The following is a 12,927-nucleotide window of genomic DNA, read 5'->3' as shown; positions in this document are numbered from 1 at the left end:
CTTACTGGCCTCCGTTCGAGAGCTGCTTGAGGTCGCCCGAGCCGGTCGGCGCCTTGTCGCGATAGGTGGAAATGGCGCGGTTCGAGGTCGCGGTGCGCAATTCGCTGTCCGTGCTCTGGCCGCGGACCAGATCTTCGGGATCGGCAACCATTGCCGCCAGATTGCTGTTCACGCCGCAGCCGAAATTGGACGACGCGCCCAGGCTCATCGGCGTTTCGGCCTTGTTCGACCAGTCGGGGCAGCCGGGGACCGAGGCGGTGGTGCGGCGGACGACCAGACGGATCGTGCCTTCGGGGGCGGAGCCGGCGGCGGCCGAGCTGTCCTGGCCCAGCAGCATGCCGTGGCGGGCGACGACATTGGCGATGTCTTCGCCAAGATCGGGGCTGTAATAGCCGGCGTCGGTGACGATCGCGACTTGGTCGCCATAGCCAAGCTTGATCGTGGCGAACCAGTCGTCGAGGCGCGCGGCCTCGGCGGGTGCGAGGCGAGCTCCACCGGCCTGCACGTCGAACGTGTAGCTGGCATAGCTGACGACCGGCTGATGGACCGAGTCGACGCCGCGATTGGGGCTGTCGGTCGAGCAGGCGGCCAATGGCAGTGCCAGCAGGGCGATGGCGCCGAGGCGGACGAAGGTCTTGCGGGAGGTGGAAGTCATGTCTTTCGTCCTTCCGTCAGAAACTGAAGCCGGGGGTTGCGCCGCCCGACTTGCCGGACGAGCGATCGTCGTCGCGGGCGGCCAGCGCGGGCGCCGCGATCGAGGCCTGCGGGCCGGGCGTGGGCGCCACGGGCGAACCGGGCGCGCGGGTCGGCATATTGGGCTGGGCGCCGCTGACGCCGTCATGCATCTGCTGCAGGAACAGGCCCTGGCCGACATTGGCGTTGCGGAAGCCATCGGTCGGCAGGCGAATGTCGGACGCGTTGACCGGCTTCACCAGATAGGGGGTGACGACGATCACCAGTTCGGTTTCGTTGCGTTGGAAGCTGCGTGACTTGAACAGGCTGCCCAGGATCGGGACATTGCCCAGGCCCGGCACCTTGTTGACCGTGTTGCCGGTTTCATTGTTGAGCAGGCCGGCGATCATGAATGCCTGGCCGGAACCCAGTTCGACGGTGGTTTCGGCAGTGCGGCTCTTGAGTGCAGGCACCGAACTGCTGACGCTGAAGTCCAGGCTCGACACGGTCGGGCGGACGCGCAGCGAGATGCGGCCATCGGCCAGCACGGTCGGAGTGAAGGCCAGTTGCACGCCATATTGCTTGAACTGGATACTATTGCCCGACGACGGACCATTGTTGACCGTGTAGGGATATTCGCCACCGGCCAGGAAGCTGGCGGTTTCGCCCGACAAGGACGTCAGATTTGGCTGTGCCAGCATGGTAGCCAGGCCGCTGGATTCGGCAAGGTCGAGCGCACCGGCGACATCCATGCCGAACAGCCGGGCAACGCCGCCCAAACTGTAGCTGCCGTCAGACGGGTAAGTGAAATTCCAGACGTCCTCATCGCGGTCATAAGTCGCGAAGGCGCGCGAACCGCCTCCCATCATCCCGCGTGTGCTTTCGGTGGCTGAATCCGTGGTGGCGAAGTTGGTGCCGATCTTGTGGCCGACATCCCTGCTGACTTCGGCGATCTTCACCTGCAGCATGACCTGCAGCGGGGTCGCCATCAGCAGGCGGCTGACGACGGTCACGTCCTTGCCAACGAAGGCCTGGGTCAGGCGTTCGGCTTCGGCCGCGTCCTCGGGCGCCTTGATCGTCCCGGTCAGCAGCACCATGCCGTTCATCTTGTTGACGGCGATGTTGGCACCCGGCATCGCCAGGCGCAGCATGTCGTCGATGGTGGTCAGGTTGTTGCCGACCCGCACCGTGCCGGAGAACAGCACCTTGCCGTTACCGGCGGTGACGAAGATGGTCGTTTCACCCGGCTTCTTCGCGATCAGATAGAGCTGGTTGTTGGTCCGGACATGGACATCGACGACTTCGGGGTTGGCGATGACGACGTCCGACATCTTGGCCGGCAGGTTGACGACCTTGCTGCCACCGACCGACATCAGGATCGCATTGTCCTGATCGGCTGCGGGGGCGGCATTGAGGGCGGTGGTCGGCGCGGCAATCATGGCAAGCGCCAGGCCAAGCGCGATCGCCGGGGCGGCGAGCGGACGGGCCGCCTTGTGCCGCGCGAGCATCTGGTAAGCGTTCATCTTACTTCCCCCCGACCGGAACTTCGGTCACATTGGTGCCGCGGGCGATGCGGACGGTCGGCCCCTTGAAGACGGCCGTGCCGACCGGTGCGCCACCCGGAGCTGCCATCGCGGGCATGGCCGCATCAGGCTTGGCCGGGACGCTGCTGCGCTGGTAGCGCGACACGTCGGCGCCCGTGGAATAGGTGGAGCCGCGATCGACCGGGCGGGCCGCGATCTTGGCAATGATCGACTTTTCCGAACCCGGATTGCTGCCATCGGGCAGATCGACGTCGGAACCGGCAATGGCGGCGTCAAGGTCCGATGCGGTGTCCGCGATCGAGCGCAGCGACAGCGACAGCGAGCCGATGGTCTGCGACACGGCGAGCTTTTCGGCGATCTTGGGCGTCACTTCGACCGTGACGTTGGAATAGGTCTGGACGACGGGCTTGCCATCGGGGCCCATGGCGTCGGTCCGCTGGTCGGTGGCGAGCACGCGCAGGTTACGCAGGATCGTTTCCGAAACCTTGAGCGGAGCGCCATCGCCGCCGCCCGAGACCGTCTGGGTCAGCACCAGGTCGATGCGGTCGCCAGGGAAGACGAAGCCGGCAACCGCATTCTGGGCCGAGACCGGCACGGTGACGGCGCGCATGCCGGGGCCGAGCGCGGCGGCCAGGAAGCCGCGGTCACCCGGACGGATGACGGCGCCCTGGGTCAGCGGCTGGCCAGCGGTGATCGCGTTGCGCACGACGCTGCCTGCAAGCTTGAGCGGATCGGCCTGGCCCTTGAGATAATAGGCGGCTTCGATCAGATCCTTGGGCCAGGGCTGGAAGCGGAAGCTTTCCGCGTCCAGGATGGTCCCCACCGGCAGGGCCTTGGTCGCCACCAGAACATGCGGCTGGTCCGCCTCGTTCGGCATTGCGGCCGCGTTCACCTGCGGCGTAGATGAAGAACTCAGCATGCTGCGCGCAAGCAAGGCTGTAGTGACCGCTATGATTAGCGCCCCCACCAGCAGCACGATCTTCTTAGCATCCATGACGAAACTCGCCTTTCTCAAATGGGCGGCCTGCCCCCAGGGGCCCAATCATCACGCAAATTGGTTAAGATATCGTTCGCCAAGTAACCAAAGGGCGGCGATCGATATGGCTACGCCGTAGGGTATTTCGGGTTGGCCCTGCTTCCGGCGGAGGCGGTGGTGGATCACCGTGACGATCGTCACGGCCCCGCCCAGAATCGCCATCAGCGTCAACAGGGTCAGCACCGCCTGCCACGGAAACCACAGCGCCAGCGCGCCGAGCAGCTTCACATCGCCCCCGCCCATCATGCCGAACGCGAACAGCGCGGCGAACAGGACGAAGACCAGCAGGCCGACCAGCAACTGCACCGCCATGCCCGGCCAGAGCGGCAAGCCGCAGGCGATCCACCATAGTGGCGCCAGGGCGGCGACGCCCAGGTTCAGCCGGTTGGAGATGATGCGCGCGCGCAGGTCCGTGATCGCGGCTGCGATCAGCAGGATGCCCAGTGCGGCGATCAGCGCCAGTCTGAAATATTCCCCCAACATGAGGGCCAGGCACTAGACCATATGGCTTACCAAACCGTAACCATGGCCCATGGATTCGCCGATCTTCCCGTCGCCCGCCCTTGACCGTCGCGCCTGGCCAATGGGTGGCCAGCTCGATTATTGGCAGGCCCCCGACGGCTGGTCGATCCGTCGCTATCGGCTGGGCGCTGGCACCCGTGGCCGGATGCTGATCCTCAACGGCCGTGGCGACATGATCGAGAAATATCTGGAGGTGATCCATCACTGGGCGCAGCGGGGCTGGGCGGTGACCAGTTTCGACTGGCGCGGGCAGGGTGGGTCGGGCCGGCTGACCGATGATCCGCTGTGCGGCCATATCGACGACTTCGCCCGGTGGATTGACGATTTGCGCGCGCTTTCAAATGATTGGCGCGCGGAGGGCAGCGGCCCGACGGTCATGCTGGGCCACAGCATGGGCGGGCATATGCTGTTGCGGGCGCTGGCCGAAGGACTGCCCGAGCCGGATGCGGCCGTGGCCGTGGCGCCGATGCTGGGGCTGCATACCGCCCCGCTGCCGCGCTGGCTGGCGGTGGCGATCGCCAATGTCATGTGTGCGATCGGCCAGGGCGAAAAGCGGGCCTGGACGCAGAAGGAAGAGAGCGAGCGGCAGCGCCAGATGCGGCAGAAGCGGCTCACCCATGATCCCGATCGCTACGCCGATGAAATCTGGTGGCGGGACCATAGCCGGGACATCGCGCTGGGGCCGCCGAGTTGGAATTGGGTGCGGCTGGCGCTCGAGTCGACTCAGACGCTGGAGGCCGGAAAAGGGCCGGAGCGAATCGCGACGCCGACCCTGATCCTGGCCGCCTGTCGCGATCAACTGGTGGCGACGCCCGCCATCCGGCGCATCGCGGCGCGCTTGCCCGATGCCCGCCTGCATGTCTATGGGCGCGAGGCCGCGCATGAAATCCTGCGCGAGCTCGACCCGGTGCGGCTCGATGCGCTGGGGCGGATCGACCGTTTCCTGGATGAGGTTGCCCGTTGAACAGACCCGATATCGTGATTGTCGGTGGCGGGATTGCAGGCGCCAGCCTGGGCGCGGCACTGGCGGAAACGGCGCGGGTGCTGATCCTGGAGATGGAGGACAGCGCCGGCTATCATGCGACGGGGCGATCGGTCGCCTTCTGGGAAGAAACCTATGGCGGGCCAGTAGTCCAGCCGCTGACCACGGCCTCGGGCGCGTTGCTGGAGTCGCCCGATCCCGATTTCTTCGATGGTTCCTTTTTGTCGCCGCGCCGCACGCTGCATATCGGCCGGGCCGGGGATGAAGGCTTGCGCGACGCGCTGCTGGCCGATTTTGCCGGGGCGGTCGAATTGCAGCCGGTGGCGCCGGCGAGTCTGGTGCCGGGGTTGCGGCCCGACTGGGTGCTGGGTGTGCTGGAACCGAGTTGCCGCGACATCGATGTCGGGGCGCTGCATCAGGCCTATCTGCGCCGGTTCTGCAGGCTGGGCGGCGAAATGCGGCTGGGGGCCAGGCTGGAGCGCGCCGAACGACAGAGCGGTGGCTGGCGGATCGAGACCCGTGACGGGCCGATCGAATGCGGCCTGCTGGTCAATGCTGCCGGGGCTTGGGCGGATGATGTCGCCACGGCCTGCGGTGTCGCGCCGGTCGGCATCACGCCCTATCGCCGGACGGTGGTGCAGTTGCGGCTGGAGGATATGCCAGCCGACGAGATGCCGCTGGTGATGGACATGCAGGGTGGCTTCTATTTCAAGCCCGAGGGGCAGGGGCGGATCTGGCTGACGCCGCATGACGAGGTCGCCTCGCCCCCTTGCGACGCTGCGCCCGAGGAACTGGCGATCGCGCAGGCCATCGACCGGTTCCAGGCGGCGGTCGACTGGCGGATCGCGGCGGTCGAGCGCAAATGGGCGGGGCTGCGCAGCTTCGCGCCGGATCGGGTGCCGGTCTATGGCTTCGAGCCGGCGGTCGAGGGGTTCTTCTGGTTTGCCGGGCAGGGCGGTTTCGGCATCCAGACCGCCCCGGCGGCCGCGCTGCTGGGCGCCAGCCTGTTGACCGGCACCGCCTTGCCGCAGGCGATTGCCAGCCTCGATATCGCTGCCTATGCTCCCGAACGGTTTCGATAGCGCAACCAGCAGGAGAGCATGATGGCGCACAAGTTCGTGATCGAGAAGAACAAGGCCGGCGAGTTCGTGGCCAAGTTCAAATATAATGCCGAGATCATCTTCTGGACCGAGGGCTACAGCTCCAAGGCGAGCGCGAAGAATGCGATCGAGTCGATCCTGAAGAACGGCCCCGGCGCGCCGATCGAAGAAGCCGAATAATCCGTGCGGCGCGGGGAGGGTGACCTCCCCGTCCCTATCCTATTTGCGGAAGCTTTCCGCCGCGGCGCAGGCGAGGGCATCGGCCCGCTCATTTTCCGGGTGGCCGGCATGGCCCTTGACCCATTGCCATGTCAGCTTGTGCCGGGCGGCGGCCTTCACCAGTTCCTGCCAGATCTCGACATTCTTGACCGGCTTGTTGTCAGCCGTCTTCCAGCCGCGCTTCTGCCAGCCGAAAATCCATTTGGTGATGCCGTCCATGACATATTTGCTGTCGGTGTAGAGCGTCACCTGGCACGGCTTTTTGAGCGTGTTGAGCGCCTCGACCGCGGCCATCATCTCCATGCGGTTGTTGGTGGTCATCGCCTCGCCGCCGGAGATTTCCTTCTCCTGGTCGCCAAAGCGCAGCACCGCGCCCCAGCCGCCCGGACCTGGATTGCCCTTGCACGCGCCGTCGGTGAAGATCTGGACTTGCGGCAGGTCGCTCATGCGCCGAGCAGCTCCGCCGGGTCGGCCTTGGCGTAGAAATCCATGCGGCGCAGATAGGCGAGCGGATCCTTGCGGGTCACCAGTGCATCGGCGGGCGTGTTGATCCAGTCATAGGCGCGGGTCAGCAGGAAGCGCAGCGCCGCGCCGCGGCACAGGATCGGGAAGGCGGCCCGTTCGGCATCGGTCAGGCCATGGGCGGCGGCATAGCCTGCGCCGATCGCGGCCGCGCGGTCGCCAAACCAGGTGGCGCCGTCATTGCTGAAGCACCAGGCGCTGTGGGTGACGGCCAGATCATAGGCGCGAATGTCGGTGCAGCTGAAATAGAAGTCGATGAGGCCGGTGACTTCATCGCCCAGCATCAGGACATTGTCCGGGAACAGGTCGGCATGGATCACCGAACGCGGCAGATCGGCCGGCCAGTGGGCGTCGAGAAAGGCCAGTTCCTCCGCCACGCGGGCGCCAAGGCCCGGCGCAATCTGGTCGAAATCATCGCCACACTTGGCGGCCAGCGCGTGCCAGCCATCCTTGTCGAGCGCATTGCGCCGTTCGCCGGCAAAACCCTGCGCCGCCTTGTGCAGTTCGCCCAGCGCCACGCCGCAGGCGCGCGCCTGGGCCGGGGTCGGTTCGGTCACGGAAATGCCGGTCAGAAACTCGATCAGGCAGGCTGGGCGCCCGCCCAGCTGTTGCAGCCGCTTGCCATCGGTGTCGGCGATGAAGCGCGGCACCAGGCAACCGCGCGCGCCCAGATGGTCGAGCAGGTCCATGAAGAAGGGCAGGTCCGCCTCATCCACCCGCTTTTCATAGAGGGTCAGGATATAGCGGTGGCCCCCAACTCTATCAGCGCCGTCATGGCCGGTGGTTTCGAGCAGATAATTGCTGTTTTCCACCCCTTCGGCGATGCCCTTGGCGGACACCAGCCGGCCGGCATCATAGCGGGTGAGGAAGGCGTCAATCTCTTCGGCGGGAACATGCGTATAAACGGCCATGGGGGTTATGCGACCTCCAGTCCGCGCGGCAGCTTGAAGGAGATATTCTCCTGCGCGGTTTCGACCTGTTCCTCGGTCACGGCAAAGCGCTCGGCGATCCGGTCGACGACTTCGCGCACCAATATTTCGGGCGCGGAGGCGCCGGCGGTGAGGCCGAGCGTCGTCACGCCTTCCAGCCAGGCGAAGTCGATTTCCTCGGCGCGCTGGATCAGGCGGGCGGGGGTGCCCTCGCGCTCGGCGACCTCGACCAGGCGCAGCGAGTTGGAGCTGTTGGGCGCGCCGATCACATAGACGGCGTCGCAGCGGGCGGCGATCGCCTTGACCGCCGTCTGGCGGTTCGACGTCGCGTAGCAGATATCCTCGCCCTTGGGCGCGATGATTGAGGGGAAGCGGCGCTCCAGCGTGGCGACGATCGCGGCGGTGTCGTCGACCGACAGGGTGGTCTGGGTCAGGAAGGCGAGATTTTCGGCGTCTGTGGGCGCCAGCGCCTCGGCATCCTCGACCGTTTCGATCAGCGTCATCGTGCCGTCGGGCACCTGGCCGAAGGTGCCGATCACCTCCGGATGGCCCTTGTGGCCGATGAACAGGATGTGGCGACCGGCGGTCACCATGCGTTCGGCCTGGCGATGCACCTTGCTGACCAGCGGGCAGGTGGCGTCGAGATAGTCGAGGCCGCGCTCCTCCGCCTTGGCCGGCACCGCCTTGGGTACGCCATGGGCGGAAAAGACGACCGGGACGCCGTCGGGCACCTGGTCCAGTTCCTCGACGAAGATCGCGCCCTTGGCCTTCAGGCTGTCGACCACGAACTTGTTGTGGACGATTTCATGGCGGACATAGACCGGCGCGCCATATTTCTCGATCGCGCGCTCGACGATGATGATGGCGCGGTCGACACCGGCACAGAAGCCGCGCGGGGCAGCGATCAACAGGGTCATCGGCGGGCGAGGGGCGGGGCTCTGCGTCATGGGCGCGGCTTAGGGCAATGTCGCGCCCGAAGGAAGGGCCAACGCAAATCACCGCGCTTTGTGTTGCGTGGGCGGCGGGGGATGGATAAGGAAGCCGGACGCCTCTGTCCAAGGGGCATGCTGAGGAATTGCTGCCTGTGACATTGTCCCGAATTGCGTTGACCGGAATGCTCGCCCTTGCCCTTGCCGGCTGTTCTCGCCGGGGGGAAATCGACCCGACGGGCGGTATCGTCACGGTGCGTTCGGCTTGCCCGGTGGCTGCAATCCCGGCCTATACCGGTGACGTGACCCTGTTCAATCCGGCCCAGAGCCGCGATGCCTCCGCGATCGACGTGGTGGCGAACATCACCGATCTGCGCTCGACCTGTTCCGATGGCGCCCAGCTTTATACCCAGGCGACCTTCGTGGTGAATGCGCGTCGCAACGACGCCAGCGCCGCGCGCCAGGTGACCTTGACCTATTTCTCGGCGATCGTGCGCGGCGGCAGCGCCGTCGTCGCCAAGCGGATCGGCCAGGTGACGCTGAACTTCGCGCCGGGCGAATATCGTGCGACCGCGACTGCCACGGCCGGCTCCTATGTCGACAAGGCATCGGCCACGCTGCCGCCGGAAATTCAGCAGAAGATCACGCAGAAGCGCAAGGCAGGCGACGCGGATGCCGCGATCGACCCCTTCGCCCAGCCAGACGTCAAGGCGGCGCTGCAGCGAACCAGCTTCGAGCTGCTCGTGGGTTTCAACCTGACCCAGGATCAGCTCAAATATAACGCGACCCGTTAAGCCCGTTGATTTGTTTCCGTTCGGGCTGAGCGAAGTCGAAGCCCGCCACTGAGCGAAGCGAAGTGCTTCACTCCGTTCAGCCTGGCCCTTCGACTTCGCTCAGGGCGAACGGAGTTGAAGGAAATGCCCGTGTCCCTTTACACCCGTTTCACCGCCCATCTCGATGCCGTGCTCGACGCGCTGGAGGCCGAAGGCACGCTGCCCGCCGGGCTCAACCGCAAGCCGGTGACGGTGGAGCCGCCGCGCGATCCCAGCCATGGCGACCTGGCCACCAACGCCGCGATGGTGCTGGCCAAGCCCGCCGGCACCAATCCGCGCGCGCTGGCCGATGCGATCGTGACCAAGCTGCAGGCGCTGGACGAGGTGGAGGCAGCCAGCATCGCCGGCCCCGGCTTCATCAACCTGACCCTGACCGACCCGACCTGGCGGGCGGAACTGGCGGCGATCCATGCCGAGGCCGCCGATTATGGCCGGTCCGATTTCGGCGCGGGCACGACCGTGAACGTCGAATATGTCTCGGCCAACCCCACCGGTCCCATGCATATGGGCCATTGCCGCGGCGCCGTGGTGGGCGACGCGCTCGCCACCCTGCTGGAATATGCCGGGCACAAGGTGATCCGCGAATATTATATCAATGATGCCGGCGGCCAGGTCGATGTGCTCGCCCGTTCCGCGCATGTCCGCTACCGCGAAGCGCTGGGCGAGGATGTCGGCGCGATCCCCGAGGGGCTTTATCCGGGCGATTATCTGGTGCCGGTGGGGCAGGCGCTGGCCGCCGAATATGGCGACAAGTTCGTTGGCGCGCCGGAAGGCGACTGGCTGGTCCTGTTCCGCACCTTTGCCGTGGCAAAGATGATGGACATGATCCGCAGCGATCTCGCGCTGCTGGGCATCCATCATGACATTTTCTCATCGGAGGCCGAACTGCAGGCGGCAGGCAAGCCGGCCGAGGCCGAAGCCTGGCTGCGCGCCCATGACCTGGTCTATGACGGCGTGCTGGAAGCGCCCAAGGGCGAATTACCCGACGATTGGGAGCCGGTGGAGCTGCCGCTGTTCCGTTCGACCAGGTTCGGCGACGACCAGGATCGGCCGATCAAGAAGTCGAATGGCAGCTGGACCTATTTCGGCGCCGACATGGCCTATCATTTCCAGAAGGCGCAATCGGCCGATCAGCTGATCGACATCTGGGGCGCTGACCATGCCGGCACGGTGAAGCGCATCCAGGCCGCCGTCGCCGCCCTGACCGAGGGCAAGGCGCGGTTCGACGTCAAGCTGATCCAGATGGTCCGCCTGCTGCGCGACGGCGAGCCGGTGAAGATGTCCAAGCGGGCTGGCAATTTCGTCACGCTGGCCGATGTCGTGCGCGAAGTGGGCAAGGATGTCGTCCGCTTCACCATGCTGACGCGCAAGGCCGATGCCCAGATGGACTTCGACTTTGCCAAGGTGGTGGAAGCCTCGAAGGACAATCCGGTCTTCTATGTGCAATATGCCCATGCCCGTATTTCCTCGCTCGGCCGCCGCGCCGAAGAAGCCGGGATCGACCTTCCCGCGCCCGACCTGTCCCTGCTTGGGACGGCGGAGCTGAACCTGGTGAAGCTCGCGGCGCAGTTCCCGCGTGTCGTCGAAGGATCGGCGCAGGCCCGCGAACCGCATCGTATTGCCTTCTATCTCAATGACTTGGCTTCGGCATTCCATGGCTGGTGGAATATGGGCAATGATGATCCGCGCGCGCGCGTCGTGCTGGCGGACGATCCGGCGCTCACCTCGGCCCGGCTTTTCTTGAGCCGCGGAATCGGGCAGATCATCCGCAACGGCCTTGCCCTGATGGGCGTGGTCGCGCTGACCGAAATGCAGTGAGCCGAGCGGAGTTTCGATAATGGGTGACTATGCACGTGGGCGACTTGACCTCGATGACGAGGACCGGCTGCCCTGGCTGGAGCCTGCGCTCGACGAGGCGGATGAGGAGCGGATTTCGCCCCTGCGCCTGCTGGGCCTCATCATCCTGGGGCTGGTGCTGATCGGCGCGGTGGTCGCGGGCATGTGGTGGCTGCAGAACCGCAACGGCGGTGGCGCGGGCGAGGGGCAGCTGATCGCCGCGCCGCAGGGCGACTACAAGATCGCGGCCAAGGAAGCCGACGCCAAGAAGTTCCAGGGCGAGGGCGATGCCAGCTTCGCCGCGAGCGAGGGCGTGGCCCGTGATGGCCAGATCGACCCGAGCCGCGTGCCCGAGGCGCCGATCACCCCGACCGGCGCTGCCCCCGCAGGCACCAAGCCCGCTGTTCCGGCCAAGCCGGCGCAGAGCGTCACCGCCAAGGTCGAGGACGAGACCAGGGCCGCGCCCAAGGCAGCCGCGCCCAAGGCGGCTGGCAGCGGCGTCATCCAGCTGGGCGCCTATGGCAGCGCGTCGGGCGCCAAGGATGCCTGGGGCCGCCTGTCGAAGCGCTTTGCCTATCTGGCGCCGCTTGCCATGTCGGTCGAGCCGGCCGAAGTGGGCGGCAGCACCGTCTATCGCCTGCGCGCCAGCGCCGGCGGGCAGGCGGGCACCGTTTGCGGCAAGCTGAAGGTCGCGGGCGAAAGCTGCATCATCGTCAATTGACCCAAACAGGGCGCGGGCGTCGACAGCCCGTGCCTTAGTCATTAGCATCGGCGTCATGAAACCCGTCATCTTCGGCCTATCCGGCGAAACCCTGACCGCCGACGAGCGCGCCTTCTTTGCCGAGGCGCAGCCGGCCGGCTATATCTTGTTCAAGCGCAACATCGCCGATCGCGCGCAGGTGCGGGCGCTGACCGACGAACTGCGCGCGCTGCACGGGCGTGACGACCTGCTGATCATGATCGATCAGGAGGGCGGCCGGGTCGCGCGGATGCAGGCGCCGGTCTGGCCCAGCTTTCCGGCCGGCGCTGTGTTCGACCGCCTCTATGACATTGCGCCGTCCAGCGCGATCGCGGCGGCGCGGGCCAATGCACGGGCGCTTGCGCTGATGCTGGCGGAGGTCGGTATCACGGTCGACGCGCTGCCACTGCTGGACGTGCGGCAGGTGGGCGCAAGCGACATCATGGGTGACCGGACGCTGGGCGCCGAGCCGATGCGCGTCGCGGCGCTTGGCCGGGCCGTGATCGAGGGACTGGCCGACGGCAATGTGGTGGGCATCGTCAAGCATATGCCCGGCCATGGCCGCGCGCTGGTCGACAGCCATCTGGAGCTGCCGGTCGTTCATGCCGGGACGGAGGAACTGGAAACCGACCTGGCGCCGTTCCGCGCGCTCAAGGACGCACCGATGGGCATGACCGCCCATGTCGTCTACACCGCTTGGGATGCCGACCGGCCGGCCAGCCTGTCGCCGATCGTGATTGAGGAGATTATTCGCCAGCGCATCGGCTTTGACGGGCTGCTGATGTCCGACGATCTCGACATGAAGGCGCTCAAGGGCTCGATACCCGAACTGGCCGCCGGCGTGGTCGCGGCCGGGTGCGACCTGGCGCTCAATTGCTGGGGGCGGATGGACGATATGGTCGGCATCGCCAATCTGCTGCCGGATATCACGCCGGCTGCGCGGGCGCGGCTCGATCGGGCGATGGGCTCGGCCCATGTCGCCGACCTGCCGCCGTTCGAGGAGTTGCTGGCGACCCGCGACACGTTGCTGGCGCTGGTTCCGGCCTGATCGCGGACGCGGGGGC

14 protein-coding genes are annotated in these 12,927 nt (G+C 66.4%); 7 read left to right on the top strand and 7 right to left on the bottom strand.

Translation table 11 applies throughout. The features are described 5' to 3' along the window. Nucleotide 1 precedes the first annotated feature (1 nt). From JQK15_RS00650 to JQK15_RS00635, 4 genes are read right to left on the bottom strand one after another with little or no spacing between them, the layout of a single operon-like run. Nucleotides 2-655, bottom strand: a complete 654-nt coding sequence (locus tag JQK15_RS00650) for a CpaD family pilus assembly protein (protein WP_214862914.1) — start codon at nucleotides 653-655, stop codon at nucleotides 2-4. Between the two features lie 16 nt (nucleotides 656-671). After that, on the bottom strand, nucleotides 672-2,195 hold the full coding sequence (locus tag JQK15_RS00645; protein ID WP_214862912.1) for a type II and III secretion system protein family protein: 1,524 nt from the start codon (nucleotides 2,193-2,195) through the stop codon (nucleotides 672-674). Between the two features lies 1 nt (nucleotide 2,196). Further along, on the bottom strand, nucleotides 2,197-3,210 hold the full coding sequence (gene cpaB / locus JQK15_RS00640; protein WP_125987484.1) for a Flp pilus assembly protein CpaB: 1,014 nt from the start codon (nucleotides 3,208-3,210) through the stop codon (nucleotides 2,197-2,199). A gap of 51 nt (nucleotides 3,211-3,261) precedes the next feature. Further along, on the bottom strand, nucleotides 3,262-3,735 hold the full coding sequence (locus JQK15_RS00635; RefSeq protein ID WP_010336255.1) for an A24 family peptidase: 474 nt from the start codon (nucleotides 3,733-3,735) through the stop codon (nucleotides 3,262-3,264). A gap of 49 nt (nucleotides 3,736-3,784) precedes the next feature. Here JQK15_RS00635 and JQK15_RS00630 point away from each other — a divergent pair, with 49 nt between their 5' ends. From JQK15_RS00630 to JQK15_RS00620, 3 genes are read left to right on the top strand one after another with little or no spacing between them, the layout of a single operon-like run. Beyond that, complete coding sequence (locus JQK15_RS00630; protein ID WP_214862910.1) at nucleotides 3,785-4,738, top strand: alpha/beta hydrolase; 954 nt, start codon at nucleotides 3,785-3,787, stop codon at nucleotides 4,736-4,738. Further along, nucleotides 4,735-5,838: an NAD(P)/FAD-dependent oxidoreductase gene (locus JQK15_RS00625; RefSeq protein WP_214862908.1), complete on the top strand. Its 1,104-nt coding sequence runs from the start codon at nucleotides 4,735-4,737 to the stop codon at nucleotides 5,836-5,838. The genes JQK15_RS00630 and JQK15_RS00625 overlap by 4 nt, the downstream gene beginning before the upstream one ends. Before the next feature lie 21 nt (nucleotides 5,839-5,859). Then, on the top strand, nucleotides 5,860-6,036 hold the full coding sequence (locus JQK15_RS00620) for a YegP family protein (RefSeq protein ID WP_004207987.1): 177 nt from the start codon (nucleotides 5,860-5,862) through the stop codon (nucleotides 6,034-6,036). Between the two features lie 39 nt (nucleotides 6,037-6,075). On the opposite strand, the gene rnhA is transcribed toward JQK15_RS00620, so the two are convergent. The 3 genes from rnhA to ispH are packed head-to-tail and all read right to left on the bottom strand — an operon-like array spanning nucleotide 6,076 to nucleotide 8,473. Then, nucleotides 6,076-6,522: a ribonuclease HI gene (gene rnhA / locus JQK15_RS00615; protein WP_004207986.1), complete on the bottom strand. Its 447-nt coding sequence runs from the start codon at nucleotides 6,520-6,522 to the stop codon at nucleotides 6,076-6,078. Next, the gene (gene thrB, locus JQK15_RS00610) at nucleotides 6,519-7,508 is read right to left on the bottom strand and encodes a homoserine kinase (protein ID WP_214862906.1); all 990 of its coding nucleotides are present in this window, start codon (nucleotides 7,506-7,508) and stop codon (nucleotides 6,519-6,521) included. The genes rnhA and thrB overlap by 4 nt, the downstream gene beginning before the upstream one ends. Nucleotides 7,509-7,513: 5 nt before the next feature. Continuing rightward, on the bottom strand, nucleotides 7,514-8,473 hold the full coding sequence (gene ispH / locus JQK15_RS00605; RefSeq protein WP_214862904.1) for a 4-hydroxy-3-methylbut-2-enyl diphosphate reductase: 960 nt from the start codon (nucleotides 8,471-8,473) through the stop codon (nucleotides 7,514-7,516). Nucleotides 8,474-8,640: 167 nt separating this feature from the next. Here ispH and JQK15_RS00600 point away from each other — a divergent pair, with 167 nt between their 5' ends. From JQK15_RS00600 to nagZ, 4 genes are all read left to right on the top strand, one after another. Further along, the gene (locus JQK15_RS00600) at nucleotides 8,641-9,249 is read left to right on the top strand and encodes a hypothetical protein (RefSeq protein ID WP_214863899.1); all 609 of its coding nucleotides are present in this window, start codon (nucleotides 8,641-8,643) and stop codon (nucleotides 9,247-9,249) included. Nucleotides 9,250-9,378: 129 nt separating this feature from the next. Continuing rightward, a complete protein-coding gene (gene argS / locus JQK15_RS00595) occupies nucleotides 9,379-11,106 on the top strand; it encodes an arginine--tRNA ligase (protein ID WP_214862903.1) in 1,728 nt (575 codons plus the stop codon). Between the two features lie 19 nt (nucleotides 11,107-11,125). After that, on the top strand, nucleotides 11,126-11,845 hold the full coding sequence (locus JQK15_RS00590) for an SPOR domain-containing protein (RefSeq protein WP_004207980.1): 720 nt from the start codon (nucleotides 11,126-11,128) through the stop codon (nucleotides 11,843-11,845). A 55-nt stretch (nucleotides 11,846-11,900) separates the two neighbouring features. Continuing rightward, a complete protein-coding gene (nagZ, locus tag JQK15_RS00585; protein WP_214862902.1) occupies nucleotides 11,901-12,911 on the top strand; it encodes a beta-N-acetylhexosaminidase in 1,011 nt (336 codons plus the stop codon). Nucleotides 12,912-12,927: the final 16 nt, after the last annotated feature.

This window comes from Sphingobium sp. BHU LFT2 (assembly GCF_018604485.1).
In the GTDB taxonomy this organism is placed as follows: Bacteria; Pseudomonadota; Alphaproteobacteria; order Sphingomonadales; family Sphingomonadaceae; genus Sphingobium; species Sphingobium yanoikuyae_A.
Note: the sequence above shows the minus strand (reverse complement) of the source record. Positions and strands in the feature narration are given on the sequence as shown.